This window comes from Oculatella sp. FACHB-28, assembly GCF_014696015.1.
GTDB lineage: Bacteria > Cyanobacteriota > Cyanobacteriia > Elainellales > Elainellaceae > JAAUTN01.
Window position 1 is genome coordinate 1 of record NZ_JACJPJ010000050.1, and the last position, 25,918, is coordinate 25,918.

20 protein-coding genes and 1 riboswitch are annotated in these 25,918 nt (G+C 48.2%); of the genes, 8 read left to right on the top strand and 12 right to left on the bottom strand.

Going from position 1 to position 25,918, the window contains the following annotated elements; translation table 11 throughout:
• Positions 1–252: 252 nt before the first annotated feature.
• On the top strand, positions 253–642 hold the full coding sequence (locus H6F88_RS09760; RefSeq protein WP_190642564.1) for a VOC family protein: 390 nt from the start codon (positions 253–255) through the stop codon (positions 640–642).
• 267 nt (positions 643–909) lie between these two features.
• On the opposite strand, the gene H6F88_RS09765 is transcribed toward H6F88_RS09760, so the two are convergent.
• On the bottom strand, positions 910–1,293 hold the full coding sequence (locus H6F88_RS09765; protein WP_190642565.1) for a hypothetical protein: 384 nt from the start codon (positions 1,291–1,293) through the stop codon (positions 910–912).
• Positions 1,294–1,562: 269 nt separating this feature from the next.
• Positions 1,563–1,630, top strand: a riboswitch (Fluoride riboswitch).
• A 98-nt stretch (positions 1,631–1,728) separates the two neighbouring features.
• On the opposite strand from H6F88_RS09765, the gene H6F88_RS09770 reads away from it, so the two are divergent.
• Positions 1,729–3,351: a cation:proton antiporter gene (locus H6F88_RS09770; protein WP_190642566.1), complete on the top strand. Its 1,623-nt coding sequence runs from the start codon at positions 1,729–1,731 to the stop codon at positions 3,349–3,351.
• Here H6F88_RS09770 and H6F88_RS09775 read toward each other — a convergent pair.
• The 4 genes from H6F88_RS09775 to H6F88_RS09785 all read right to left on the bottom strand — a co-directional run bounded on the left by H6F88_RS09775 (position 3,326) and on the right by H6F88_RS09785 (position 7,785).
• A complete protein-coding gene (locus H6F88_RS09775) occupies positions 3,326–5,626 on the bottom strand; it encodes an FdhF/YdeP family oxidoreductase (protein ID WP_190642567.1) in 2,301 nt (766 codons plus the stop codon). The genes H6F88_RS09770 and H6F88_RS09775 overlap by 26 nt on opposite strands.
• Positions 5,627–5,849: 223 nt before the next feature.
• Complete coding sequence (locus H6F88_RS33935) at positions 5,850–5,975, bottom strand: hypothetical protein (RefSeq protein WP_277882156.1); 126 nt, start codon at positions 5,973–5,975, stop codon at positions 5,850–5,852.
• A 32-nt stretch (positions 5,976–6,007) separates the two neighbouring features.
• The gene (msrA, locus tag H6F88_RS09780; protein WP_190642568.1) at positions 6,008–6,667 is read right to left on the bottom strand and encodes a peptide-methionine (S)-S-oxide reductase MsrA; all 660 of its coding nucleotides are present in this window, start codon (positions 6,665–6,667) and stop codon (positions 6,008–6,010) included.
• A 392-nt stretch (positions 6,668–7,059) separates the two neighbouring features.
• Entirely contained in the window at positions 7,060–7,785 is a 726-nt protein-coding gene (locus H6F88_RS09785) for a hypothetical protein (RefSeq protein ID WP_190642569.1), read from the bottom strand.
• Positions 7,786–8,356: 571 nt separating this feature from the next.
• Here H6F88_RS09785 and H6F88_RS09790 point away from each other — a divergent pair.
• The 3 genes from H6F88_RS09790 to H6F88_RS09800 all read left to right on the top strand — a co-directional run bounded on the left by H6F88_RS09790 (position 8,357) and on the right by H6F88_RS09800 (position 13,901).
• A complete protein-coding gene (locus H6F88_RS09790; RefSeq protein WP_190642570.1) occupies positions 8,357–8,713 on the top strand; it encodes an MGMT family protein in 357 nt (118 codons plus the stop codon).
• 218 nt (positions 8,714–8,931) lie between these two features.
• A complete protein-coding gene (locus tag H6F88_RS09795; RefSeq protein WP_190642571.1) occupies positions 8,932–10,719 on the top strand; it encodes a peptidoglycan-binding domain-containing protein in 1,788 nt (595 codons plus the stop codon).
• A gap of 542 nt (positions 10,720–11,261) precedes the next feature.
• Positions 11,262–13,901, top strand: coding sequence for a DUF4114 domain-containing protein (locus tag H6F88_RS09800; protein ID WP_190642572.1), 2,640 nt, complete (start codon positions 11,262–11,264; stop codon positions 13,899–13,901).
• Positions 13,902–13,996: 95 nt separating this feature from the next.
• Here the strand turns inward: H6F88_RS09800 and H6F88_RS09805 are convergent, their stop codons facing one another.
• On the bottom strand, positions 13,997–14,512 hold the full coding sequence (locus H6F88_RS09805) for a DUF411 domain-containing protein (RefSeq protein ID WP_190642573.1): 516 nt from the start codon (positions 14,510–14,512) through the stop codon (positions 13,997–13,999).
• A 168-nt stretch (positions 14,513–14,680) separates the two neighbouring features.
• Between H6F88_RS09805 and H6F88_RS09810 the strand changes: the two genes are divergently transcribed.
• Positions 14,681–15,607 (top strand): glycine betaine ABC transporter substrate-binding protein, encoded by a 927-nt coding sequence (locus H6F88_RS09810; protein ID WP_190642574.1) that lies wholly within the window; start codon positions 14,681–14,683, stop codon positions 15,605–15,607.
• Here H6F88_RS09810 and H6F88_RS09815 read toward each other — a convergent pair.
• Positions 15,602–16,477 (bottom strand): urease accessory protein UreD, encoded by an 876-nt coding sequence (locus H6F88_RS09815; RefSeq protein ID WP_190642575.1) that lies wholly within the window; start codon positions 16,475–16,477, stop codon positions 15,602–15,604. The genes H6F88_RS09810 and H6F88_RS09815 overlap by 6 nt on opposite strands.
• An 8-nt stretch (positions 16,478–16,485) precedes the next feature.
• On the opposite strand from H6F88_RS09815, the gene H6F88_RS09820 reads away from it, so the two are divergent.
• Positions 16,486–16,902, top strand: a complete 417-nt coding sequence (locus H6F88_RS09820) for a hypothetical protein (protein ID WP_190642576.1) — start codon at positions 16,486–16,488, stop codon at positions 16,900–16,902.
• Positions 16,903–17,860: 958 nt separating this feature from the next.
• Here the strand turns inward: H6F88_RS09820 and H6F88_RS09825 are convergent.
• From H6F88_RS09825 to rfbF, 5 genes are read right to left on the bottom strand one after another with little or no spacing between them, the layout of a single operon-like run.
• Complete coding sequence (locus tag H6F88_RS09825) at positions 17,861–19,174, bottom strand: Gfo/Idh/MocA family oxidoreductase (RefSeq protein WP_190642577.1); 1,314 nt, start codon at positions 19,172–19,174, stop codon at positions 17,861–17,863.
• A 2-nt stretch (positions 19,175–19,176) separates the two neighbouring features.
• Positions 19,177–19,725 carry a dTDP-4-dehydrorhamnose 3,5-epimerase gene (gene rfbC, locus H6F88_RS09830; protein ID WP_190642578.1) on the bottom strand — a complete coding sequence of 183 codons (549 nt, stop codon included), beginning with the start codon at positions 19,723–19,725 and terminating at the stop codon, positions 19,177–19,179.
• Positions 19,725–20,750: an SDR family oxidoreductase gene (locus H6F88_RS09835; protein WP_190642579.1), complete on the bottom strand. Its 1,026-nt coding sequence runs from the start codon at positions 20,748–20,750 to the stop codon at positions 19,725–19,727. The genes rfbC and H6F88_RS09835 overlap by 1 nt, the downstream gene beginning before the upstream one ends.
• Before the next feature lie 8 nt (positions 20,751–20,758).
• Positions 20,759–21,973 (bottom strand): L-2-hydroxyglutarate oxidase, encoded by a 1,215-nt coding sequence (lhgO, locus tag H6F88_RS09840; RefSeq protein ID WP_190642580.1) that lies wholly within the window; start codon positions 21,971–21,973, stop codon positions 20,759–20,761.
• Between the two features lie 32 nt (positions 21,974–22,005).
• The gene (gene rfbF, locus H6F88_RS09845) at positions 22,006–22,779 is read right to left on the bottom strand and encodes a glucose-1-phosphate cytidylyltransferase (RefSeq protein ID WP_190642581.1); all 774 of its coding nucleotides are present in this window, start codon (positions 22,777–22,779) and stop codon (positions 22,006–22,008) included.
• A gap of 991 nt (positions 22,780–23,770) precedes the next feature.
• Between rfbF and H6F88_RS09850 the strand changes: the two genes are divergently transcribed.
• Positions 23,771–25,852, top strand: a complete 2,082-nt coding sequence (locus H6F88_RS09850) for a GDSL-type esterase/lipase family protein (protein WP_190642582.1) — start codon at positions 23,771–23,773, stop codon at positions 25,850–25,852.
• Positions 25,853–25,918 lie beyond the last annotated feature (66 nt).

Here is a 25,918-nt window from a genome sequence, read left to right on the forward strand (position 1 = left end):
ACTGCTGTTTTGATAGCGAGTTTTTAATTCCTCACGACTGAGGTGTTTTGCCAGTGTAATTGTGCGTCCCATCCTCCTATCTTATAGTGCTACTCCATAACCGGATTCCGTATGAGTATTTAACGCAGCGAAGCTTTCATCCTTGCCACATCCTGTTGCCGACTTGAGGTCAGTTTTTTACAATCCTTTTCCATCGCTGATGCGCCACAATGATAGTCCTGATTCATCAGACTAGCGCTTTGAGGAGAATGTATGCAGATTACGGCTTCAGCGATTTCACTCAATGTTGATGATGTTAAAGCGTCTGCTGCCTTTGTTAAACAGCACTTCGGTTTTAACGAAGATATGTCTGCTGACGGGTTTGTGTCGCTTTCCCGTCCAGACGTTGGGTTTAACCTGATCTTCCTCCGAACTGGATTAGAGAGTTTTAAGCCAACTCATATGCGTGGACATCATGCAGATGGGTTGCTCGTTGCTTTTGTAGTGAACGATATTGATCGTGAATATGCTCGGCTAAAAGCTGAAGGTGTAACGATTACAACGCCAATCGAAACTGAACCTTGGGGCGAACGGTTCTTTCAGGTTACAGATCCAAACGGAGTTGTACTTCAGCTAGTTCAGTGGATGACCGAAGAAGCTTAAGATAGGACTCTAGCGATTGCCCTAGCAGCAGGTGGTTGAGCAAGTGTATCAGCTTATCGGAACTGCTGGCATACCTGATATCAATTTGATTTGAAGACATTGCAGATGTGGGTAAGGGCACACCGCAGTGCGCCCTTACAGAAATTGATGTGTCGCGGAGTTTGTTTAAACCAGTAAAACTCCAGACTAGAAATATAAGATGGGCGATCTGAGACGCGATCGCCCATTCCCTTGTGGCGCTACATGCTTTGTTGAGAGCGTTATTCTTTAGCGTCCCAAATTGTTCTGCTCAATCCAGTCCAGCACTTCTGACTCCGACTCGGCATAGAGCGCTTTGCCCGTCTCTGGATCGTAGGCATACCAAAAGATGGCTCCGTCTGCACTAATTCGCTCGACTGAAAGCTGGGAGCTTTTGGCGATCGCCTCCATTAACTCATTCCACTTCTGGCTCAACCACTGAACTAGAGACGGAGCTCCGTTTACACGACCTCGCTCCATTCCAAACTGTCGCTGCTCTCGCTCCAGCGAAGCCACTAATTGCTGATTTTGAGTAGCTCTGGCTACTGCCAAACGGTGAGCTAGGGAAGCATTAATGTTTGCTCGATGCCTAGCTAATATCTCCGAATCCTCAACCCGAAATACATTAGCCATTTCCGTTCAATGCGTGTCTGAATAAATAAACGCAACCTCCACTCCTATAACTTTAAATCTTTTCTGTAGCTTTTGCTACAGAAAGTCCTGAGTCCATAACAAATTCCACGGGGTTACTAATCTTCTCATTACTAGGCTCTACCTGGTTGTGCTAATCCAGAGATCTGCCTCCTGCAACTCCAAGTCCGAGCCTCACTACAAGCATCCTTAAGTAGAACTTGGAAACGAAGCAAGAATTGCCTCATGATGGTATTGTTATAGCCAGGTTTTTAACCTTAGGCGATGGAGTTCGCCTTAACCGCCTCTTTCACAGGGGGCTGATGACTCCTACTTTTCCGGGTTGCGACGGAAGGGTAGGAAAGTGTCAAAAAGCTTGACTCGAAATTTCTCCTCCGTTAGCGGCTTACTCTTCACCCAGCAGCTGAAAGGAGCGAGATGTTAAGCAGCATTCTTTGGATTTTGTTGATGGGGTTTTTTGTGGGCCAAATCGTCCGACGGTTAGGCGGCCCGCCCCTGGTTGGCATGATTTTGGTGGGTGTTGTGCTAGGACCTCAAGTTGGCGATGTGCTCAGCCTAGATGTTTTGGCATCAGCGGACAGCCTGAGAACGATCGCCGTCATGGTGATTTTAATGAAAGCAGGATTGGGCTTAGATCGAGAAAAACTGGTGCAACAAAGCACCGTTGCCCTGCGGTTGGGTTTTCTACCGGCAACATTTGAGGCAGTGGCGATCGCCTTCACGGCTATCTTCTTATTTAACTTTGACTTTCCTACCGGTTTACTGTTGGGCTGCGTAATTGGGGCAGAATCTCCCGCTGTAATTGTGCCAGGAATGTTGCGACTCAAGAGCGCAGGCTGGGGTGTCACTAAAGGCATTCCTGATGCAATTTTGACCGGAAGCGCTCTATCTGATGTGCTGCTGCTGCTGATTTTTAGCCTGCTGCTCAATTTTTTGGGACAGGGAGCAACTGAAACCATCACGCTACCAGGCGGATTTACCCTGACTGCACTGCAACTGTTACCCTTTCAAGTCATTCTGCAAATCGCTTTAGGAGTCCTGGCGGGATCCCTTGCGGCACGACTGTTAGTTTCCCTGCTAACTCAGCAAAACTGGACTCAGACGGCAGTTCAAGACGTTTTGCTTGCGGCTGGGCTTGCCCTATTCTTAGTGATCATAGCTACGGCATTTCCTTATTTTTCGGGCTATCTCGCGACGATGTCACTGGGGTTCTTTTTGATTGAACTGGATGCCCCATTAGCTAGACGGCTCCGAGGTGGATTTGATGGATTGTGGACGATCGCCGAGATCTTCTTATTTGTCCTCATGGGAGCCAGCATTCAGCTACAGGTTTTAGGAAATGTTTTGCTGCCCAGTTTGATGATTTTGGCGATCGGTACTCTCATTGGGCGTAGCATTGGCTGGTATCTTTCAACGCTGGGAAGCAACTGGAACTGGCAGGAACGTCTGTTTCTACTTCCTGGAAACTCCGCCAAGGCAACTGTGCAAGCGGCGATTGGTGCAATTCCGCTGGCACAGGGAATTGATGGGGGAGAAGTGATTTTGGCGATCGCTGCTCTCTCCATCCTGATAACCGCCCCACTCGGAGCCTGGGCAATTCCTACCTTTGCGCCAAAGCTGTTGGAGCGGGGAGAAGTTGATCCGGCTAAGGTGAGCCTTGTTCAGCGCCCTCGACTGTTAGTGGCGATCGATACCTCTTCCCTGACAAGCAAAGTTCTATCCAAAGCCGCAGAATTGGCTCGGCACAGTGATGCAGAGGTGCTTGTTTTGCACGTCATTAACGTTTCACAACCGCAAAATGTAAAGCAATTGCAGGCACAAACCCAGCAGTTGCTTGCAGATATTCGCTATCGGTTTGTGACGACAACGGGTTCTGTTCCAGAGCAGATCATTCAAGTTGCTCAGGACTACAAGGCGACAGAAATCATCATGGGCAAACGAGGACATCAACCCTGGGAAAAAGTCCTCGTAGGCTCCGTTTCCCAAGCTGTTGTAGAAACCAGTTCAATTCCCGTCATGCTGGTTGAGAGTCGCCCGTAGTAGCCTGTGCATAGACGACAGCGGGCACTCGTTTAAAGGCTGGAGTGCCCGATCGCTCTTCAATTTGTGCCTTGAAAATCACGTTCACTTCTGGGTAAAACATCAGCGCTGCACCCTGTCGCACTGCGCCGTAGATTACTTCCACATCGGTTAGTTTTCCGGCATCTGCTTGCACGGTGACATGCTGATGTTCCTCTAAATCGATACTTTCTGCATCATGCCGATTCATTAGAATGCAGTTACGGTGAGGCATTCCTCGATATTTGTCGGCAATCTTGTAAACCACCGTGTTGTGTTGAGAGTAGCTGCGTCCTGTCATCAACGCCACAACGATCGCAGGAGTAGACTCTGACACTCCAAAATCTGTAGACTTTGGCAGAGCCAACTCAGGCAAAGGAGTCACAAACATCGAAGCTTTTCCAGATGGCGTGGAGAACTTCGGTTCTGTGAAAATCCGTCCGCTAATGGTAAATTCCTCCTGTGTCTCATCAATAGTTGCCATCTTTTCAAACCCTGGAATGGTTTGGGCAATCAGTTGCCGCACATATTTTGTGTCCTGGAGTTTGCGCCAATCTACCGGAAAGTCACCCTGAAGTCGATGTGCCAGTTCCGTCAAAAATTCTACTTCGGCAATCAGGTCGGCATCTTTGAGGTGAGTTTTACCTTCATCGTTGAGCCGTACAAAGTTGTTGCCTGACTCAACTGTTGTTTTGTGAGGATTCTCAAAGCGGTTTAGCACCGGCAGAATGATCGTGTTTTGCTTTGCCAATCCGTGAAAATGTCCTAGGTTTGGCTTTGTGGCAAGATAAATGATCGTGTCAACCTGACTCAGCGCCCGTTTCGCTTGGGTCAAATCAGGGTTTGCAGCGTAGAGGTTGCCGCCCAGACAAATCAGTGTGTCTACATTCCCTGCATCTGCTGCTTCAATTAAGGCGCGAGTGTCATATCCTTGAACCCGGCTAAGCGATCGCCCCAACAACTTCTCTAACGCCTGCTGAATTTCCTTCTTGAGCCTTATCGTCACTCCCATTGAGCCAAAGCCTTGAACGTTGGAGTGCCCTCTAACAGGCATTAAACCTGCTCCAACTTTGCCCACATTGCCCGTCAGCAAAGCAGTATTAGAAACGCTGTAAACGTTGTCTACGCCATTTTGGTGTTGAGTGATACCCATTGCCCAGGCAAACACGACTTGCTTGGAGGTACCAATCAGGGTAGCAGTGGCTTCAATTTCAGCTTGAGATACCCCACAGGTTTGAGTGATAGCTTCCCAGGACGTGGTTTGTGCCTGTTCAACAACTGCTTGCCAGCCTTCGGTGTGCGCTTGAAGGAAGTCCTGATGAATCAACCCTTTTTCAATCAACGCTTTCTGAATGCCGACAAATAGCGCTACATCACTACCGGGAATCGGTTGTAGATACAGAGAAGAGATCTCGGAACCTGTAATTAATGATTTCAGCGGAAAAGCAGGAGAGCCAAATTTAACTAAACCAATCTCCATGACGGGATTGATCACGATTATTTTGCCACCGCGATCGCGCAGTTTAATCAACTCGTTCATCAACCGGGGGTGATTGTATGAGCAGTTGGAACCCACTAGCATCACACAATCTGCCTGCTTCAAATTCTCCAGGCTGACCATTGAAGTGCTGGTGCCAAACATCTGCTTTAACCCAAAGGTGGAAGGCGCGTGGCACAGGTCAGAACAGTCCGCCAAATTGTTGGAGCCGAGCGATCGCATCAACAATTGCAGTAGATAAGCCGCCTCATTAGAAGACCGCCCAGAACTATAGGAAGCGACTCGTTCTGGCGGTTGGCGAAACCCTGCCTCTGCAATCTGATAAACCCCCTCCCAGGTGATCCGCTCATAGTGCGATTTGCCCGCCCTTAAAATCACCGGAAAGCTGAGCCGCCCCAATCGATCTGCTTCCAGAGAAGTCAACTGCTGAAGCTGCTCAATTGAGTACTGATCAAAAAAGTGACTGGAAATTCCAGGCTGAATTTCAGCCGAAATGGCTTCTACACTTTTCATGCAGCGCTGGAGCTTTTCGCCCGTCTCATTGGTGAAACCACCTTTCTGCCCGCCCGTGCCCCAAGAACACGACAGACAGGCGCTTTTGTGCAACAGGGTTTGCCATAGTTTTGCCCCTTCTGGTGAAAGCGTATGTTCCGCCCAATATTGAATTACCGATAAGCCGCCCCCAATTTCTGGCGTTTCGCTGTTCGTCTCGTGATCTGGGGGAATGGGTTGAACCGTTTGCTGTGGGTTGGTGTCCATGCGGCTTACCTCTCAGGTGACTTCGATACAATGACATCCCTGTAACCGAAGCTAGCGTAAATTTGAGGTTTGCGACAGGGATCAGTGGGGAGACTTAACGAGATGAACGCTCAGATCTGCGGCTTCTTCAGAAGCCGCAGATCTTAAATCCCTAAGTCAGTACAAATTGATTTAACGCAACTGGAATCTGGCGACAATCGGCAAATGATCTGAACGGCCACTATCAGATTGAACGGTTGCTGCGATCGCCTTCCACCACTGCTGATAGCGCATCAATTCCCCATCGTGTGGCAGGTTTCTTCCACAAAGTCATAAAAAAATCTGGAGCAGTTTTATGCTCCAGAATCATTACAACTCTTCTGAAATACTAGAGTTTAAAGCTTAGCCAGCACTGACTACCCCAATCGGGCAGGCAACCGAAGTTCCACCTAACCCACAATACCCATTAGGATTCTTAGCAAGATACTGCTGATGGTAGTCTTCCGCATAATAAAACTCAGGTGCATCTAGAATCTCAGTCGTAATCTCGCCATAATTTGCTGCGTTCAATGCTTGCTGGTAGGTATCACGAGAGGCTTCCGCGAGCTGCTTTTGCGCCTCTGAATAGACATAGATGCCAGAGCGATATTGAGTTCCAGTGTCGTTGCCCTGACGCATTCCCTGGGTGGGGTTGTGGCTCTCCCAAAAGATCTTTAACAGGGTTTCAAAGCTGACTACATTGGGGTCAAACACGACAAATACGACCTCGTTATGCCCTGTTTTGCCGGTGCAAACTTCGTGATAAGTGGGGTTGCGTGTAATGCCAGCGGCGTAACCCACGGCAGTGGTAAACACCCCTTTTTGCTGCCAAAACTTGCGCTCTGCTCCCCAAAAACATCCCATACCAAATATCGCCATTTCCATTCCGGGTGGAAAGGGAGGCTTTAAAGGATTGCCGTTAACATAGTGCTGTGAGGGTACGGAAATAGCTTCTGCTCTTCCGGGCAACGCCTCATCGGGCGTTGGCAAAGTTAGCTTTTTACCAAATCCAAATAACACCATTTGTTTAGGCTCAACTGAAGTATCTTTTTACCTTACTTAACTATAGCGTTTCTCAGTTAGAGCCGTTGTTTGTCATCGGTAATACTACTGCTTCACCTCAAACTCCAGAAATGGATGCTTTGGAAGTGGCTTGAGTTCTAGATCCAGCAAATTTCTTGTGCGACTAACATCACCAAACCCCTTGCAAGTTTAAGTTGTCACTAGACAGCCTAGCAGGTTGGGTATTCAACATTCATTGAATATCTCTGATAAAAATTGGGGTAGCGCCCTTCAGAGCGCTACCCCAATTTTTATTTTGTCCATCCGCTTAGCTGAACTATGGGGACTGATTTGATTTTTGTGTAAGTGCGGGCATTCTGCCCGCACTTACACAAAAATCTGAATACTCTCAACTATGAGGTAAGACTAGCTTCGGCAGCTGATTTTGAGAGGCTATAGCAACCTGTCTTGCCGCGATACCATTTGTTGACCTTTAAGCCAGCAGAAAGGATGTTTGAAACCCGCTCACGAACTGTACTCCGGGCTTCCTTAGGAATATCAACGACAAAGATAGCATCAATGATTTCACCAGTTTCAAGTACCCCGCCCGGCTTACGTCCTAGCACTTGAGGAATTGCTTCGGCGAGGGAACTCTTCCCAAACTCATCTCGAATATACTGCTGCCAGCCTAATGACCTACGGGCTGGTTTCGTCACCTTGCTAGCTCTTTCACCCTTTCTTTTGGGAGCAGACTCTTTGGCAGCAGAGGTAGTTTTTCGAGGTGTTTTACCCCTAAATTTTTTAGGTGTTTGAGAGGTGTTTTCAGCAGGTGGAATCTCTGTTTTGCTTTCTGCGATCGCCGCTGTTCCATTGGTTGGCGCTTCACCTGAGATTTTGGAAGCAGTACCATTAGTTTTGCTGTTAGGCAGAGTCTCACCTAGCTGTTGCAACAAATCAGAAGTCGATGCCCCCCCCAGCGAAAACATGCCGATGACTGTTTTCAGTCCCTTCCTTTTTTCCTGAATTGTTTCTAGCCGGGCGAGTAGTTCAGCTTCTTGCTGCGTGAGTTCAGAATCGGCCTCAATCAATTTGGAAAGAATCGGGTCAGATGCTTTGCTGGAAGGTTGAGAGTCTTGCACAGTAGGGAATTCCTTTTATTCAAATGTTGAACATCAACGCTAGGTAAAGAATGGATGGTCTCAACCCATTCGACACCTGTTTTCTACAGAAGCGCATGTGTGAAGGTTGAAATCCTCTTATTTGCAATTGTATGGCACAAGTACTCTTAAAGCGATCGCTTTTTAGTCTTTTATATCGGTATTTTTGAGTTTTTTCCCAAGAACATACACTTTTCGTCAAAAGCAGCACTAAATCTCACCCCAAACGAGATCACTCCAAACATTCTGAAAGCTTGTAATGCTGCTAAATGCAGCGGTTGTTAATCTTATAGCTAGCCGTTAAAGTCGAGCTCAATATATTTGGGCTACTGATCGTTTGATATTGGTTAATATCTGCCTAGATTTGGAGGAGCTTTGAAGAGTCCAATCTGTAATCCAGAAATAGTTAAAGGTGCGGCATTCGAGCAATAATTCTGATTGGGTTCCAGAGGATATTTGCTGGACGTTATACCCTGACAGAGGCATTTGCTCCTTTTCAGACATATTCTTGAATGCAGAGCATTTCTACCCTTGTTTGGGAACCAGTGTTTGAATGGCTAAGACAAAAACGAGCTATGACGTGATTTATCAAGTAGTCCGTCTCATTCCCAAAGGGCGGGTAGCTACGTATGGGCAAATAGCAAATTTGGCAGATCTACCTGGACAGGCACGGTTAGTTGGCTATGCACTCTATCGAGTAGATATGCAGCTATCAGATGTTCCCTGGCATCGAGTGATTAATGCAAAAGGTGAGGTGTCAGAGTCACCTCTACGCTACGGAACAGACTATTTGCAGCGATCGCTCTTGGAGCAAGAAGGTATCCTGTTTAGCTCTGAAGGTAAAGTTAACCTGAACGAGTACCGTTGGCGACCAAAATTGCCGATTTGGGAGACGAGGGATGAGGAGTAAGGAAATTCTGTTATACGACAAAAGGGATGTGTTGGGCTATACTGACTGCTGTTGGGCAAGGTATCCTAAAAAGAAATGCGATCGCCACTAACTTGCTATAGTTGACAGGACAGAGCTAGCAAACTGCTAACTCGCTTCAGGGGACTACCGTTCACTTAACGCTGTTGAAGCCACATCGTTTCAGCCAACCGTGCAATAGCCGAACGGCACCCCCTCCTATGTCTGACCCATCAATTTTGCTGCTGCTGACTTGTGTTACTTGCGCTGACAGCCCTGACAGTTTTGCCCATCCGGCTATGTTGGACTGCTCTACGGTTGAGGCTTCTGTCCAGCCGCAGCGATCCGGGCGGTTAGAGAGTGCGATCGATTGCACTCATTCTGTTAGTGCCCCAGAGGTGATTCCGGCTTTTATAACTACTGCTTCTCAGCCTGTAGCCGCAGTTCAAACTACCGCTCAAACTGTTCTGACTGAGGGAGCGATCGCGCCTCCTGAACCCTTCATCCTGCCTGAGACCTTTACAAAACCATCGACCGCAACGAATTCTCCTCAGTCTAACCAGTCCTCTTCAGCTAACTCGACTTCCGTTGAGTTGCCTGGTTCATTGAGGTTGAGTAGTCGGGGTGAAGCCGTAAGTCGGCTCCAGGAAAGATTGCAGCAGCTCGGACACTACACGGGTGCCATAGATGGCATCTACGGTCAACTAACCTTGGCTGCTGTCACCGAATTTCAACAAGCAGAAGGGTTAACGGTCGATGGCATAGCCGGCCCGATCACTTGGGGTAGGTTGCAGGTTTCAGCAGCCTCTACCACTCCTTCAACGCAGCCTAACCGACTAACGGCGAGACTGGGTTCAGGCGACGCATCAGGCTCAGCCCCTGCAACAACAGAATCTCCATCACCCGATCGAGCAGCTCAAACGGCAGAATCAGAGCGTATGGAGACTGCAAGCACAGCAGGAGAAACGGCAGCCAATGCCTCTACCGCCGGAGAAGGTCAGATTCCACCCACAGAAGATACGGATCAAGTAGAAGACGCTGACTTAGAGCAGTCATCTGCCGATCGCGAATCCCAACAATCTACCGAATTTGTCTTTGATACCTCACCCAGCGGTATCCCCTTCTACTTCTGGATAGGTGCTTGGGCAATTTTTTACATTGGAGGAATGGTATTTATCTTCAAAGACAACATCATCAGTAAATTGGGTCTTACATGGGGCACTGACGATACTGAACCGCAAGACATTCAGCTTCCCACGTTTGGACCACAAACCACAATGGGTGAGTTTGCCTCTGCTTTAGACTATGGGCAGAGTTCAGATGATTCCGATGGATTTGGTGCCGCGATTTCTAATTCTTCTAAGCAAGAAAAGCAGAATTTGGTGAGCCAGCATGACTCCCCTCTTTACTTTTCAAGGGAGGGAGACAGCCCTTCACAAGAGACTGAAAACCTTCAAACAGACTCAAACCCTCCTAGCAGGATGAGCAACCCTCCCATTTTTTCCTTGTTGGAAAAGCTGGCTTATGAGAGTCCCAGGCTATCCAACCAGGAACTAACCCCGGTTTGGGCAGATGGAGGGGTCGTTGAGCCAGTTAGAGGGCTATTTAGTGACTTGCCGCATCCACTAGGCGGTCAGCCGTCAGAGCGTAGACGAAATAAGGCGATCGCCCCCCCTCCCCCACCGCCCGGGTTTATTCAATCCCAAAAGCAAAGTTCAAATCAAGCCGAAGCCCCCAGCACTCTAATTGCCACTTTGCCTGATAAAGACCCTGAAACTAACAATTCCTACACTTACGCGCTGCTTGATAACGCTGAAGGATATTTTCTATTGAAAGGAAATGAGTTGAGAATTTACGACTCTGCCCTAGTTCAAATTGAATCCGATGTTGATCATGCAATTACCTTGCGCCGCACCGACGCTAAAGGGACGCAGGTTGATAAGTCATTCGTAGTGAACTTCACAAAAACCGACGATGATGACGCAGCGGAAGTAGCCCGCTCAGCCTAAAGAAACGACTGCAAAACGATAAATATTCACCCTTGAAGGACTTACGCATTCGTTCACGTCATCCACGGCTTATGCCTGAGATAACGTGGAGTTTGTGTCATACCAACTTGATTCTTAGAGGTTGCAGATGCGGGTAAGGACTCATCGCAATGAGCCCTTACAGAAGTTGATGTGTCGCGAAACCTGGTTAAATCGATATCAGTTTTGCATTATGTCTGCATGAGTTCTGTACTTTTCAAAAGTCACTCAAAGGACAACGGTTTTTCTTTAACGACTGATTAGAATTTCTGGTAAAGATACAGGAAATTGCGTTTTTGTAAGTGATGATTGTAAAGTAGCTCGCATCGCTCAAATTAATGAAATCCGGAGATCAATGAATCCGAGGCTTGAACAACGGAAAGGCGTTTAGTTCGCCTTTATCTAATTTTCTTCTACCTGAAGTGTGAGAATTGCTGCCTTTAAGGGAACTTTATTGTTGTGCGAAATGTCTAAGAAGATAGCTTGGGTGCTCTGCCGACTGACGTTCACTCAAAGGATAATTCATGGCTATTATCACGGTTACAACCACCGCAGACAGCGGAACTGGTTCACTGAGAGAAGCAATTGCCAATGCCCAGTCGGGAGACACTGTCAAGTTTTCATCCAACCTTGCTAACCAAAAAATTACGCTAACCGGCGGACAGCTTACAGTTAACAAGGGAATCTCCATTGATGGTTCAGAAGCGCCTAACTTAACCGTTAGTGGTAATAACTCCACCCGTATCCTCGTTGTCGAGAAATTTCTAAATGTCAATATCAAGAATTTGAATTTCACCAGTGGAAAAACCATAGGTGTAGGAAGTGCGGGTGAAGGTGGCGCAATTCAGGTGCGTGACTACAGCACATTGACTGTAGAAAACAGTAAATTTACCAACAACAAGGCGAGTCGTGGTGGTGCAATTCGCGTCGGTTACGGCGGCGGATTGACAGTGCGAGGCAGCACTTTTGATAGTAACGACGGCACCCTCTCAAACGATGGCTTTAGTGCTGGGGCGATCGCCACCTACGGTGCAGGCGGAGCGGCAGGCACAGGCAAACTCGTGATTGAAAACAGCACCTTCACCAACAACAGAGGGGTGAACGGTGGAGCTGTTTACAATCTGCTCGGACCTGTTACCATCAAGAACTCAGTTTTCAAGAACAACACCAGTACTCGCGAAGGAGGAGCCCTCTTCACCGATGGTGCCAATGGCGACGAACGAGATACTGTGGGTGGCAAGATCCTGATTGAGTCCAGCCAATTTGAGGGCAACAAAGCCACAGCAGGGGGAGGAGCGCTGTACCTGTGGACTTACACCGGAGACGAAGTAATTGTCAAAGACAGCAGCATTTTGGGCAACTCCGTCACTAGAGGTGGTTCAAATAACCTCGGACGCGGCGGTGGCATTGAGTTCGCTGGCAGTAAACTCACGATCGTCGACACGACTATCGCAAATAACACCTCTCCAGTCCAAGGTGGTGGATTGTGGGTGAACAACAATACCTCTGGTGTCACCATTACCAACTCCACCATTTCTGGTAACAAAGCCCTGGAAGATGCGGGCGGTGCCATGTTCCTGAATACCAGGGACGGTAAACCTATCAAAATCGTTAACTCTACGATTGCTGACAACTTTGCTGGAAGGGATGCAGGCGCAATCTGGACGGGCGGTAGCAACAGTGATGATGTCACCTTGACTAACACCCTCTTGGCAGGGAACGTTGCACAATCGACTAAACAAGGGCACTCCAATTTCACCCTGCGCGATGGCGGTGGCAACATTGTTGAAACCATTGTGGATGGCAGAGGACCCAAAGTCACGCAAAACAGTCGTTATGTAGATGATGTGAATCTGGGTGACTTGTTAAAGGTCGGCAATGACTATGTGCGTCAGCTTTTGCAGGATAGCCCAGCTATCAATTCAGGCACGACCAACGGTGCAACTACAACTGATCAGAGAGGAGTTACACGGGACAGCAGACCAGACGTTGGAGCCTATGAGGTAAAAACTCAAACGACAATTCCGCCCAGAGAGGAGCCTTCCCTTCCTAGTGAGCCTCCCACACCACCAGACAGTGGCACTCCTACGCCTCCTAATAATGGCGGTGAAACTCCTACACCACCAGACAGTGGTTCTCCTACACCACCAGACACTACACCACCGGACAGTGGTTCTCCTACCCCTCCCGATACGAGCACGCCTGACCCTCTTGTTGCTGAAGCAGATACCATTACAACGAAGGCGAACACCGAAGTCAAAATTGATGTGCTTGCCAACGACCAGGTAGCAGGTGACTTTACCCTTTCCATTGGCGATCGCCCCACTAAGGGGAATGTCACACTTGACAACAACGGTACGCTCAACAACCTAACAGATGACTTCATCCGGTACACCCCTGAAGCCGATGCCATAGGCGAAGATAGTTTTACCTATCGGTTAAGTCGGAATGGCGAAAGTGTTTCTGGAACGGTCAAAATTACAGTCACCGAAGACCCATTGCCAGAAACTCCGCTGCCGACGACTCCGTCGCCGACGACTCCGCCGACGACTCCGTCGCCCAGCCAGCCATTGCCTGAAACCCCATCGCCTGAAACTCCATCCCCTGTTGAGCCTGAGCCCAGTCTATTTACGCAAACCAAACTAATTGATTTGCGTAACATTGATTTCAATGGCGACGGTGAATTGAACTCTGAAGTTGCAGCAACATTTGATGAGGTTACTAGCAACGCAGCCTACAGCAACTCAGTTGGGCTATACGTTGTGGCAGATGAATCAGGGGCAGTGCTTGATTCAGACACTGACCAGTTGATCCGCCCAGGAGAATCAGGTTACGCAGAGGCAGCACTCAAACAACGGTTAACGGATGTAGAACTCGACCGAGCTACAGGAGAACTTGCAACTTCCTTGGAGACAGGTGCGCTCTTGGCACCATACATTATCTCCAACGGCACGGCAGATGAGTTCCTCAGCCAGAACCCCAGCAACTTAGAAAACAGTGGACCGCTCAATGCTTTCTTTGCCTTTGGAGTAGCTAACCCTGACAAGAAGGATCACGTCAAACTGCTCAACGACAATACCCTTGTCTTTGAGGATAAGTTGGGCGGAGGCGATCAGGACTTCAATGACTTTGCCTTTAAGGTAAACGTGCAGAGTGCTGTGTAAGACAGTTTCTAAGCAACGTATGAAGTCAGCGATTTAAATTGAGACAAAAAAGGTGAGGGTTTTACCCTCACCTTTTTTGTCAAAAAGTCCGATGCTTAAAATGAGTAATGATTAAAAACTTCTGTGTTTCCTTGCTCGTCAAACGAAAACACGCTGAAAGATTCTCGCTCATCTCCAGATTCCATACCTGGTGTTCCGACTGGCATTCCTGGAACAGCAATCCCTACAACATTAGGACGTTCCGCTAGCAGTCGTTTAATGTCTTCAGCCGGGACGTGTCCTTCGACCACATATCCACCAATGATTGCAGTGTGGCAAGAGGTTAAGTCATCTGGAATTCCGTATTGCTGTTTGAGAGCATCAACTTCGGGCGTAGGCATATTGGTAGCCTGAAAACCTTGAGCCTCCAAATGTTCCATCCATCCTCCACAGCAGCTACAGGATGGATCGCGATAGACCACAATTTCGGGCATAGCTTCAGACATCACTTCAGGCGTTGAAGCGGCCTCTGCACTTGCAGTTGTTAGCACAATGACGGTAGCGATCGCCATCCAACACACTACAACCAACTTGACATATTGATAAATCTGAGAACCTATTACTTTTATCATGACTCGTTCCTAATTGATCACCCATTCCTGAGATTGCTCTACGGTCTATTTTAGAAGTTGATTTTCAGTTCGCGAAGTATATGTAACAGCCCAACCCTTTCAACCTGCTCTAAAACATGCTTTAGTCTTGTAGTAATTTATGAGTAATTGGTGCATGAGGGCCATTCTATGAAAATAGTCCGTCGTTTGTTGACATTTCTCCTCATCGTTGTCCTGACGACGGCGATCGCAGTAGCTTGTAATTCTGGTGGAACTGGGGACAATAGCGCTGCTCCTGTGCGAGTGGGGTCTAAAGATTTTACAGAGGAATTCATTCTGGGTGAAATGTATGCGTTGGTGCTAGAAGACAGCGGTCTTCAAGTAGAACGAAAATTCAATTTGGGTGGTACGCCCGTAGCCCAGTCCGCGATCATTAACGACGAGATTGACCTTTACCCTGAATATACGGGTACTGCGCTGCTGACTGTTTTGAAGTTGCCTGTGATTAGCGATCGCCAGCAGGTCTTTGACACCGTTTCATCGGAATACAAGGAACAGTTTGATTTAGTCTGGCTAGACCCAGCTCCCATGAACAACACTCAGGCTCTTGCCATGACTCAGGAGAAAGCCGAGCAGTATGGCATCCGCACGATTTCTGATCTGGTAGGTCAAGCTGAGCAGCTTACGATTGTGACAACGCCTGAGTTTCAAGAGCGGGAAGACGGTCTACCTGGGCTGAAACGGGTGTATGGAGAATTTGACTTTAAGCAATTGATTCCAGTGGACGCAGGGCTGAGATATGAAGCACTCGTCAGAGGCGAGGCCGATGTAGTCGAGGCATTTGGAACCGATGGACAAATCAGCGCTTACAATCTGGTTGTCCTGGAAGATGATAAAGGCTTATTCCCGCCCTATCAGGTTGCTCCTGTGGTGCGGCAGGCAGCGCTAGACGCAAATCCAGAAATTCAGGATGCCCTCAATGCTCTGGCTCCCAAACTTACGGATGAAACCATGCGTCGGTTAAACAATGAGGTAGATGGAAATGGGCGTGAACCTGCTGAGGTTGCCCAAGAGTTTTTAGTTCAAGAAGGTTTCCTCAATGACCAAAGTTCATGATGGCCAAACCCTTGAGTTGCAACTGGGGCGATTCAAGCAAGCGAGCCGCATCAGATGCCACACTTCCGTAAACCAGCGTCGAGCTTCCAGGCTTGAGCAACCGCGATAACGGCAGAGCATCCCTGACATCAAACGAGTCACGCCAGCCTCACCTGGGCGATCGCCCTTCCCTACTTTCCGTTCCGCCCAAAGCTGTCGAGCTTTTTCTATCACTTCATTGGGGAGCGATCGCCCTACCAAAGCAAAGCTAGCAACCACCGGATAATTGTTTAATCCGTGCAGGCTAGTCAGCATTTCGGAGCCTCCCTGTAGCCATTGAGGGTCTACCCACAGGAGTTGGTCATTTTGCCAAACTTCGGTGTGCGCTCGCCATTCGCCACTAGCAAACTTTTCACCTCTGGCACTGCGTCCCAGTCGAGTAATTTCCCAACCCAGCCATAGCGAATCTTCGGCTAAGTCAACTCGCAAATTCTGACGATAGTTTGCGCCATCAAACACAATCGTCTCCTGTGGCAACCATTCCAGACAGGCTCCAGCAGAAACTTTGAGGTGAGTCGATTGTTTTGCTTCCACACCCTTACTCCGATACACCTTGGCAGCGGATGCAGTTGTGATTAGTGCATGGGCTTGGGGATGCAGGGAAACATTGAGAGAGAGGCGATCGCTCCCCACAATGCCGCCAGCCGTATGCAAAATTACGCTATGGCAAACCTCAGAACCTTCTGGGTAGAACGGTCGCTGCACTTTGAGCGGGGCTTGAGCAAAGGCACGACTGAGTTGAGTAGTACCCTCACGCAGGGCAAACTCTAGCTGTAGGTTGCCCTGCCAACCTGCCCATAAGTCAGACGTTGATTCAAGAATTTGATTCACAGCAAAACATGACAACACGACGGGGTGAGGTGCTGGTTGCAATCCTCAATAACGTGCAGGATATGAAGATCGCCTGTGAACAGCACTGGTATCGCATTCTTGTCGAGAGCGTCGAGAAGTTTTTGAAGCAACACTGGGCACCGGAGTGGTTAGCGTTTTATCAAACCAAAGTCTTTGGAAATGAAGGCTACGCTGTGAATTACTATGCCCGTGTCCAAAACATTTGTAAAGTCTACCGCTGTGAATTGTTTCCCGATGAAGCGCTGAATGAGAAATCTCAGAGGCAATATTACCAACTAAAAATTTTGGCTTTGCAGCGGTTGAATAGGGCGGTGGTGAGCGATCTCCGCCACAGAATTAGCTTTATTCCAACTACTTTAGAGAAACTGAAAACTGCAACAAAAATCAGCGATTTGCCTAATTAGTTCTGTTTAGTAGTTCAGTCTAATTCAGGCTCTGAACTCGCTCCTCACGCTAGTGAGCTAAAGGCTCTTTGTAGTAGTAACGCGGCAAGCTTAAGATATTGCTCTAACTTCAAGAACTGAAAACTTCTGTCAGTGTGAATTTAACCCTATTTCGTTTCGCCGTTTCCCGAGAAGTCTACTGGCTTTATCCTCAGTATACAAATATGCGTCTTCTTTAAAGCTTACGACAATATACGTAAGCGACCAAGATAGAAACGATACGAACTACCATAATTACTGATAGATAGCTCGACAGCTTAATTTGTTCCCAACACATCAGTTCAATTGAGATCTTGAACAATTGGCAGGTTTCTCAGGACTGACGCAGGAGCAAGCCAAATAGAAAACTGGGTGCGGCTTGATTTGACCGTTGAAACTATCCGCTAGTCTAGGGTCGCCGTCATTTTGAGGGTTAAGGGCATCTCCGTAAGTCTGTTGAATGGAGTAAGAGTGCTTCAGAGGAAATTGTATTAAAAGATACTAAACTCAACCGCTGAGGCAACAAGCAGGTTTACTTTGTTACATGTCTTTACATTTGCTACATCTTCAATTGAGGTTCAAAAGCATATGCAAACCTTCATCAAATGTTTACTTAGACTATTCAGCCCGGTTGGATTACGCAAGCAAAAATCAAGACCTAAAGATTATGCTCGTTTTTATCAGGAACAGCAGTCTAGGCAGGGAAACCCCCACGGAGAGGATTTTGGAGAGTAAAAAAGTATCCGTCAGAGATTTTCGGGTTGCAGCGGTTACAGCAGCGGTAGGGAGCAATCACTTCTGTAAAGGTCACTTTATTGCACCACTTTAAAAAACTAAAAACCGCCGCAAAAATGAGCGATTCATCTAGTCAACAAAGATAGAGGGTGCAGTTTCCTGCACCCTCTGAGTCGAATCAGGTTGGAAGAATGGGCGATCGCCCTTAACCGACTGCTGCCATTGGTTTTGCTACGCCAAAGTAGGCGTTTTGCTCAGCCCGCAGTTTGTCACAGAGCCGACCTTCCGGTAACTCCACATCATCGTAAGTGAGTACCCGGTCTTTAGGCACATCTCGCTTGAGGCGGCAGCCCTCAGCTAAGCCCATCGGCAACAGGTTTTGTGCCTGAGTCACATCAGCATTTTCACACTGCCCGTAAGTCATGTAAAAACCAATGCCGTCCAGGGTTTCCTCTGCTTTTAAGTCAATCTTGGCAGTGGTGACTACTTCAACTTGGGGCGCACCCAACGGAGCCATCACTGCATCCCCAAAGAGAACCACACGAGCGACCGACAGGGGTACCTCAAAGTGACAGAGGTGATAGGGAGTATAGAAGCTGTAGAGCGGACCTTCGCCCAGTTTGTAGAGGTTGAGGTAGTGTTGTTGTTTGGGGTCATCGTGAGTGCCGAAGACGAAGACACCCGGACCAGGCTTGGCACCAACAACGTAATCCACAATGCCGCCTAGCTCTTTGAGCTGGTCTACATCATACATGCCAGTCATTTCATCGACATGACCTTGGAAGTCGTAGCCCAACATGCCGCGCTTAGCAACCTTCATACCCGTGGCGTTAGCAACGATCGCCTGTTCAAAGGAGATCTTAGAGCCATCGGCAAAGCTAGTCACCATGTGCGCTTTCTGTCCCCACTTCTTGGCGAACCCCTCTTGAGTAGTAGGGTTACGGTAAGGATCTTGCAAGCCTTTGATGTTGCCGCAGAGCAGCGGGGTTACGCCAATGCTCTTAACAAAGCGGTACAGGTTCATCTGCACACCGGGCTGATCACCATCACAGGCAGACAAAATTACACCAGCGCGATCGGCGTAGACTTTGAGAATAGCGCCAATGGTGCCGTCGAGTTCGGCGTTCATCAGGATGACGTGCTTGTGGTGGGCGATCGCCTCCAGCACCACTTCCGCGCCAAACTCAATCGTGCCAGTTACTTCAACAATCGCGTCAATGCCTTCAGCCTGACACAGCAGTTTAGCATCGTCAGTGATGGAGTACTTGTTTTGGGCGATCGCTTCCTCTAGCTCGGCGACCGTCTTGATGACTCGAACATCCTCAATACCTGCCTCGGTGTAAGCCCGCTTTGCGCCATCAATACTGCGGTTAAAGATGGCAACCAGTTCCATTCCGGGGACCGAGTTAGCAATCTGGTTAGCGATACCGCGACCCATAAAGCCTGCCCCGATCATCCCGACTCTGATTGGATTCCCTGCTTCTGCACGAGCTTTCAGAGCATTATCAACAATAATCATGGCTAAACTCCTACGGAAACAGCTTCATCAAATAGTGCCCAAGCAGCATCTTTGTCTGAAATAACGCTCACGGGCATCGGCCACTCAATCCCAAAAGCAGGGTCATTGTAGCGCAAACCACGCTCATAGCCTGGCGTGTAAAACTCACCAACTTGATATACGACTTCTGCACTATCCGTGAGTGCTTGATAGCCGTGAGCGAACATATCGGGGACATAGAGCGCCCGTCGGTTATCTTCACTTAGCTCCACACCAATATGCTGTTTGTATGTGGGTGACTCAGGACGCATATCAATGATCACATCGTAAATTGCGCCACGAGTACAGCGGATCAGCTTGGTTTCAGTCGCAGGAGCAACTTGATAGTGCATTCCTCGCAACGTGCCTGCCTTATGGTTGTAAGACAGATTGCACTGCGCCACTGTCGGCTTTAAGCCATGCGCTTCAAACTCTTTCATGCAGAAGGTCCGAGCAAAGAAACCGCGAGGGTCTTCGCGCAGCTCCAAATCTAGAATAAAAGCGCCTTTGAGCTTCGTTTCGGTAAATAACATTACTTGCTCCAGAAGAAATCTTTGTCAATTTGCTGAGTGCGAATTAGGTATTCCAGTTGCTTCAGACGAGTAAACCCTCTCGATTGAAACACGTCTTTGTCCATGTCAATCTGACTAAACAGGTCAAACAACTGCTGGGCACCGCGTCGAGCATCCCATTCACACTTAAAGCCAGGTAGTTGAGTGTTGATCTTCTCAAAGGAAACCCGGTAGCTGCGGTTATCTGCTCCATTGTCGCCAAAGCTGAGTTGACAACCCGTGAAAATATCAGCAATAATTTCCGCAATCTCTTTTACCTGATAGTTATTTGCGGTATCGCCCACGTTAAAGATTTGATTGTGGACAATATCGCGGGGTGCTTCTAGGGCGCAAATAATTGACTTTGCAATATCCAAAGCATGAACCAGAGGACGCCAGGGCGTTCCATCACTGATCATTCTGATCTCTTTAGTCGTCCACGCCAACCCTGCCAGGTTGTTCAACACAATGTCAAACCGCATCCGAGGCGACGCACCAAAGGCGGTCGCATTTCGCATGAAGGTAGGGGAGAAGTTGTCATCCGCCATCTTGGTAACATCGCGCTCAACAAAGGTTTTGCACTCAGCGTAAGCAGTTTGGGGATTAACTGGAGTTTCTTCCGTCACATCGCCCTCAGTCGCAACGCCATAAACGCTGCATGAGGACATATAGACAAATCGCCGCACTCCCGCTTGCTTTGCCAGTTCTGCTAGACGAACTGAGCCTTTATGGTTGATGTCGTAGGTGATGGTGGGGGAAAGCTGCCCGGTGGGGTCGTTCGACAGTTCTGCCATGTGAACGATCGCATCAATTTCTGCTAAGTCTTCTAGCTCAATATGACGGATGTCCTTGTTGAGAGTTTTGGCAGTTAAATCAGTGCCGTTGTAGAGCCAGCCAACTTTGTAATAGCCAGTATCTACCCCCGTCACATCATGTCCTCGCTCCATTAACAAGGGAGCAAGGAGTGAACCGAGATAGCCTTCTGTTCCAGTAACCAGTACTTGCATAATTTTTCCTAGACACTCAGGGTAGGTTGTAAATGTTGGGGAGTGGGGATTTGTGCGGCAACTGCTTTGCCAATCTCAAGGGATGATGTTGCAGCAGGAGACGGGGCATTGCAAACATGAATGGAATGCTCGCCTTTGACAATGAGAAAGTCATCAACCAGCTTGCCATCATTCATCAACGCTTGGGCCCGAACTCCGGCATGGGTGGGAACCAAGTCTTCAGATTGCACCTCTGGAATTAGTCGTTGTAAGCTGCGAACGAAAGCAGCTTTGCTAAAGGAACGAATGATTTCCTGAATGCCTTCATCAGCGTGCTTTGCAGCTAGCTTCCAGAAGCCAGGATAAGTCATGACTTCGGTAAAGTCACGCAGGTCAAAATCAGTCTTTTTGTAGCCTTCACGTTTGAGGCTCAGCACGGCGTTAGGTCCAGCATGGACACTACCGTCAATCATCTTGGTGAAATGAACGCCTAGGAAGGGAAATGCAGGATTCGGAACAGGGTAAATCAGTGTTTTGACGAGATACCGCTTCTCAGGAGTGAGTTCGTAGTATTCGCCTCGAAAGGGAACGATTTTGGCTTGCGGATCGACCTGGTTGAGTCTGGCAATGCGATCGCTATGCAATCCCGCACAGTTAATCACAAACCGTGCCTCAAAAGGGCCTTGATTTGTCTCAATTACCTGACCTTTTGGTGTATCTACAATCTTCAACACTTTTGTGTTGAGACGCAGATCGCCACCTTGTTGCTGAATTAAATCAGCATACTTTTGGCACACCTGTTTGTAGTTGGCGATCCCAGTGGAAAACACTCGAACTCCAGCCAGACAACTCACATGAGGTTCAATTTCTTTCACCTCTTCAGCGGTGATTTTGGCGACCTGAATGCCGTTCTCCAAACCCCGGTTATAGAGAGTTTCCAGCATCGGTAGCTCTCGCTCTTCCGTTGCCACGATCACCTTGCCGCAAACTTCGTAATCGATGCCGTGTTCCTGACAGAATGCCACCATTGACTGGCAACCATCCCGGCAAAACTTCGCCTTAAAGCTTCCCGGTTTGTAATAAATGCCAGAGTGAATCACACCGCTATTGTTGCCCGTTTGGTGAAACGCCCAACGGTTTTCCTTCTCCAAAACAAGAATGCGGGCATCAGGATAACGCTGACCCAGTTCCATTCCTGTAGATAGTCCAACAATTCCACCACCGACAATCGCAAAATCATACATGGGTATGTGCCCCTATCACCTTATTGATTGCATTACCAAACTTTCCAGGGCGCACTGCCGCTCTTCCACAGCCCTTCCAGGTAATTTTTGTCTTTGAGCGTGTCCATCGGTTGCCAAAAACCACTGTGTTTGAAGGCAGATAGCTGCTCATCATGAGCTAGTTTTTGCAGCGGTTCTTGTTCCCAGACGGTTGAATCATCGGCAATGTAGTCAATTACGTCGGGTTCTAAAACGAAGTAGCCTCCGTTAATCCAGGCTCCATCACCACCGGGCTTTTCATGAAAACTAGTGATTTTGGTTTGCTCTTGTCCTAGAGAAATTGCTCCAAATCGTCCAGGTGGCTGAGTTGCGGTCAACGTTGCCAGGGTCTTTTCAGATTTGTGGAACTCAATCAGTTCTCCAATGTTGATATTGCTGACACCGTCGCCATAGGTAAAGCAAAATGCCTCATTCCCGATGTGTTCACGAACGCGCCTCAACCGTCCACCCGTCATGGTGGATTCGCCCGTATCTACAAGCGTGACTCTCCAGGGTTCAGCGTTGCCGTTGTGAACGTTCATCTGGTTAAACCGCATATCAAACGTTACATCTGACATACGTAAGAAGTAATTAGCAAAATACTCCTTAATTACATAACCTTTGTAGCCACAGCAAATAATAAAATCGTTAATGCCATAAGCAGAATAGCTTTTCATGATGTGCCAAAGAACTGGCTGACCACCAATTTCAACCATCGGCTTCGGTTTAATTGAGGTTTCTTCGCTCAAACGAGTGCCAAGTCCTCCGGCCAATATCACTGCTTTCATACGATTACCTCGCAGCTTGATAGGGGTCAATTTCTTAGATGAATAAACTCAGCCGAGTCAGGGAAATTTTGAAACAGCAAAACTGGAATCGGGAAAACCCAGAAAATCAGAAGCGGACAGTGAACAGCAGAGACAGGGGAAACACTAAACATGGTGCGATCGCTAAGCAGTTGAACTATCTAAAGCATTTGCTATGGCGACGACTGATGCAACAAGAATCTAAAGTGAGGTTAGCAGGAAGTTTAGGTCCAAGCTGTAAAGTCGTGGTGAACAAACCAATTTCTTGTGTGAAAACTACATGAAAGGTATACGTACTTTTCGGATTTGCATGGGGGGAGTTGTTAGTAGAAACCGTAGCAAATTTGGGTGGATGAATGGAAACTCTCAAGCTTTTTGCGTTGATTTCACTCTAATCAAGTAAAATCAGCAATTCTACTGCTTCACTGAAGTTTCATAACTTTGAGGCTTAACCCAAAATCTACTTAAAGACTAAGTAAAGTCATGCTTTACCCATAGCGCCACGTTGCAGAATTAGCTAGGGTGTGACAGATAGAACATGAGGATTAAGTGCATTCATGCACACTTCTAACTCTTGTATACTCCACTGTCTTCGTTAGCCGATACGTAAGCAGATGGACATAATTAGAAACTAGATAGAAAACCGGGGAGTAACCCCTAGATCACTCCCCAGTTTTTCTGTACTTGGTTCAATTAAGAGACTCTACTTATCAGCCTTTCCAACCCCTAAATTTTTTGGCATTTGGCTGAGTGAAAAGAATTTGAGCCGTGATTTGTTTTGCCTGTACGAACCCTGAAATTGCTTTGTTAAAAGGCATTGGACTTAAGCATCTCAATCAGTCCGGCTTACAAGGGGGTAGTCCAATAATTTACGCTTGAGCGCCAGCAAAGCCATTTTTGGCTCTAGACGGTGGTTGTAAATCAAGTTGTGCAAACTGCTAAAGCTAAACACTACAAATAGATCTGAAAGATTATGGCATTCCACAATCAAGCTCGATCGGGTTCTGACCAACCTCGTTTGATCAGGAGAGCTACAAGAGATTTGCTGTCTCCCACAGCGACGCTTCGGACTGCCAACGTGAGTCAGTTTGGTAGTCGAACGCATACCTTTACCGTTACTTACCGCGACAACATACGAATTAACCGCTCTAGCGTGGTGGGAAGAGATATTTTAGTGACTGGTCCAAACGGTTATAGGCAGCTTGCTACGCTGGTTAGCACAAGGTTTGGCAGTAATGATAGAGCTGCGGTCGTCACCTATCGCCTCAGAGCTGCGGGTGGCACCTGGAACCCAACAGACAACGGCATTTACCGACTGTCCATGTACAGAAGCAGGGTCAAGGACACCAGCGGCAACCTGGTGAAAAGAGGCAACCTAGGCTACTTTCGAGCCAGGGTTGCAAATCCTCCGACTCCAGCCGATCCGGCCCCTACCGTTCAATCGTTTGAAGCGCCATCAATTGTTCTGGATAGCGGCTCAGCCTACATTCAAGTCACGTATGCAGACAATGCTGCAATTGACTTGTCTAGTCTTGATTCCAATGATGTTCGCGTGACTGGGCCCGATGGATTTGACCAGCTTGCTACCTTCATTCGAGTGGAACCTGGCACCAATGGCACTCCGCGTACCGTAACCTATCGCATTGATGCGCCCGGTGGCACCTGGAACCCAACTGACAACGGCAGCTATACGATCACCGTTCAGGCTAACCAGGTAAAAGACAATCGCAGTAATGCAGTCGTCGCCAGAACCGCCGGAACTTTTCAAGTTAACCTTTCTGCCTCAACTCCTCCGGGCAGCACCACCTCCAATGGCACTGCGGAGAATGACGTTTTGTTTGGCAGTTCAGGCAGCGACACGTTGAACGGTGGAGAAGGTAACGACACTGCTGACTACGCTCAATTTTCTAAAGGAATTGTTGCCAATCTCAGCACAGGCAAAGTGTCAAAGCTTGCCTATGGTGGGTTAGCCTTGCCCAAAGTTATGCCTGTAGGAGACTCCATCACCGCAGGTCAACATAGGCAACAGCCAAGACCTGGAACGTACCGCATTGAGCTGTTTAATCAGCTGGCGGCCGATGGCATTGGTATTAACTTCGTAGGTTCTCAAAGCAATGGTCCCAGTGGCTCATTCGATCAGGATCATGAGGGACATGGTGGTTGGACAATCAACCAGATGATTGACTTGGTGAATGATCCTGGATTCCTAGAGGGTTACAACCCTAACATTGTGATGATCATGATGGGAACCAATGATGCCACTAACGATACGGTGGCGCAAATGTCCGCCGATATTAAAGCTTTGATCGATGAGTTTGCTGAGCGCTTACCCAATGCTCATTTATTAGTTAGCTCTATTGCTCCAATTAATGGAGAGGTGCACGGGGAAAACCGTGTCCAAAGAGCCAGCGATTTTAACCGACTTTTGCCTGGTCTGGTTAGCGATAAGGCTGCTGAAGGAAAGCGGGTCTCCTATGTAAACGTGGGGGGTAGTCTCACGTTGGAAGACCTCATCCCAGATGGACTGCATCCTAGTGCGGCTGGCTACGACAAGATGGGCGGTAAGTGGTATGACGCGATCGCCAAACAGGGCGTACTATTCAACGGTCAAGACACCCTCAATAGCGTCGAAAATCTTGTCGGTACAGCCTTTGCAGATAGCTTGACGGGTAACTCTGGCGTAAATGTGATTGAAGGCGGAAGGGGACGCGATCGCCTGACTGGAGGCGGCGGCGGTGACACTTTTGTCTACCGAAGCGCAAACGAGGGAGGTGACACCATTACCGACTTTGGCACGGGCGATATCCTGCAGATTTCGGCTTCTGGCTTTGGCGGTGGACTGGCAGCAGGTGTTGCATTGAGCGACGGCACTGCTGCCGCTAGAGGGGTTCTAGTTCAGGGAAATACACCTGTTGGCAGCAGCGCCAACTTCCTCTATAACAATGGTGTGCTGAGGTTTGACCAGGATGGTACAGGTAGCGGGGCAGCAGTGGCGATCGCCACCTTCGCCGGTAATCCATCACTGAATGTCAACCAAATTTCGATTGTCGCTTAGGACGTAGGAATTGAGGCAGCGATTGTGAGTCGTATGGTTAACGTCTACACCACTCACAATCGCTGC

Coding starts and splice junctions, on each gene's coding strand:
- rfbC (WP_190642578.1), bottom strand. CDS start 19,725: ATGTTATTTACCGAAACGAAGCTCAAAGGCGCTTTTATTCTAGATTTG.
- rfbF (WP_190642581.1), bottom strand. CDS start 22,779: ATGAAAGCAGTGATATTGGCCGGAGGACTTGGCACTCGTTTGAGCGAA.
- H6F88_RS09770 (WP_190642566.1), top strand. CDS start 1,729: ATGTTAAGCAGCATTCTTTGGATTTTGTTGATGGGGTTTTTTGTGGGC.
- H6F88_RS09775 (WP_190642567.1), bottom strand. CDS start 5,626: ATGGACACCAACCCACAGCAAACGGTTCAACCCATTCCCCCAGATCAC.
- H6F88_RS09800 (WP_190642572.1), top strand. CDS start 11,262: ATGGCTATTATCACGGTTACAACCACCGCAGACAGCGGAACTGGTTCA.
- H6F88_RS09835 (WP_190642579.1), bottom strand. CDS start 20,750: ATGCAAGTACTGGTTACTGGAACAGAAGGCTATCTCGGTTCACTCCTT.
- H6F88_RS09810 (WP_190642574.1), top strand. CDS start 14,681: ATGAAAATAGTCCGTCGTTTGTTGACATTTCTCCTCATCGTTGTCCTG.
- H6F88_RS09795 (WP_190642571.1), top strand. CDS start 8,932: ATGTCTGACCCATCAATTTTGCTGCTGCTGACTTGTGTTACTTGCGCT.
- H6F88_RS09765 (WP_190642565.1), bottom strand. CDS start 1,293: ATGGCTAATGTATTTCGGGTTGAGGATTCGGAGATATTAGCTAGGCAT.
- lhgO (WP_190642580.1), bottom strand. CDS start 21,973: ATGTATGATTTTGCGATTGTCGGTGGTGGAATTGTTGGACTATCTACA.
- H6F88_RS33935 (WP_277882156.1), bottom strand. CDS start 5,975: ATGATTCTGGAGCATAAAACTGCTCCAGATTTTTTTATGACTTTGTGG.
- msrA (WP_190642568.1), bottom strand. CDS start 6,667: ATGGTGTTATTTGGATTTGGTAAAAAGCTAACTTTGCCAACGCCCGAT.
- H6F88_RS09790 (WP_190642570.1), top strand. CDS start 8,357: ATGGCTAAGACAAAAACGAGCTATGACGTGATTTATCAAGTAGTCCGT.
- H6F88_RS09805 (WP_190642573.1), bottom strand. CDS start 14,512: ATGATAAAAGTAATAGGTTCTCAGATTTATCAATATGTCAAGTTGGTT.
- H6F88_RS09850 (WP_190642582.1), top strand. CDS start 23,771: ATGGCATTCCACAATCAAGCTCGATCGGGTTCTGACCAACCTCGTTTG.
- H6F88_RS09825 (WP_190642577.1), bottom strand. CDS start 19,174: ATGATTATTGTTGATAATGCTCTGAAAGCTCGTGCAGAAGCAGGGAAT.
- H6F88_RS09760 (WP_190642564.1), top strand. CDS start 253: ATGCAGATTACGGCTTCAGCGATTTCACTCAATGTTGATGATGTTAAA.
- H6F88_RS09820 (WP_190642576.1), top strand. CDS start 16,486: ATGACAACACGACGGGGTGAGGTGCTGGTTGCAATCCTCAATAACGTG.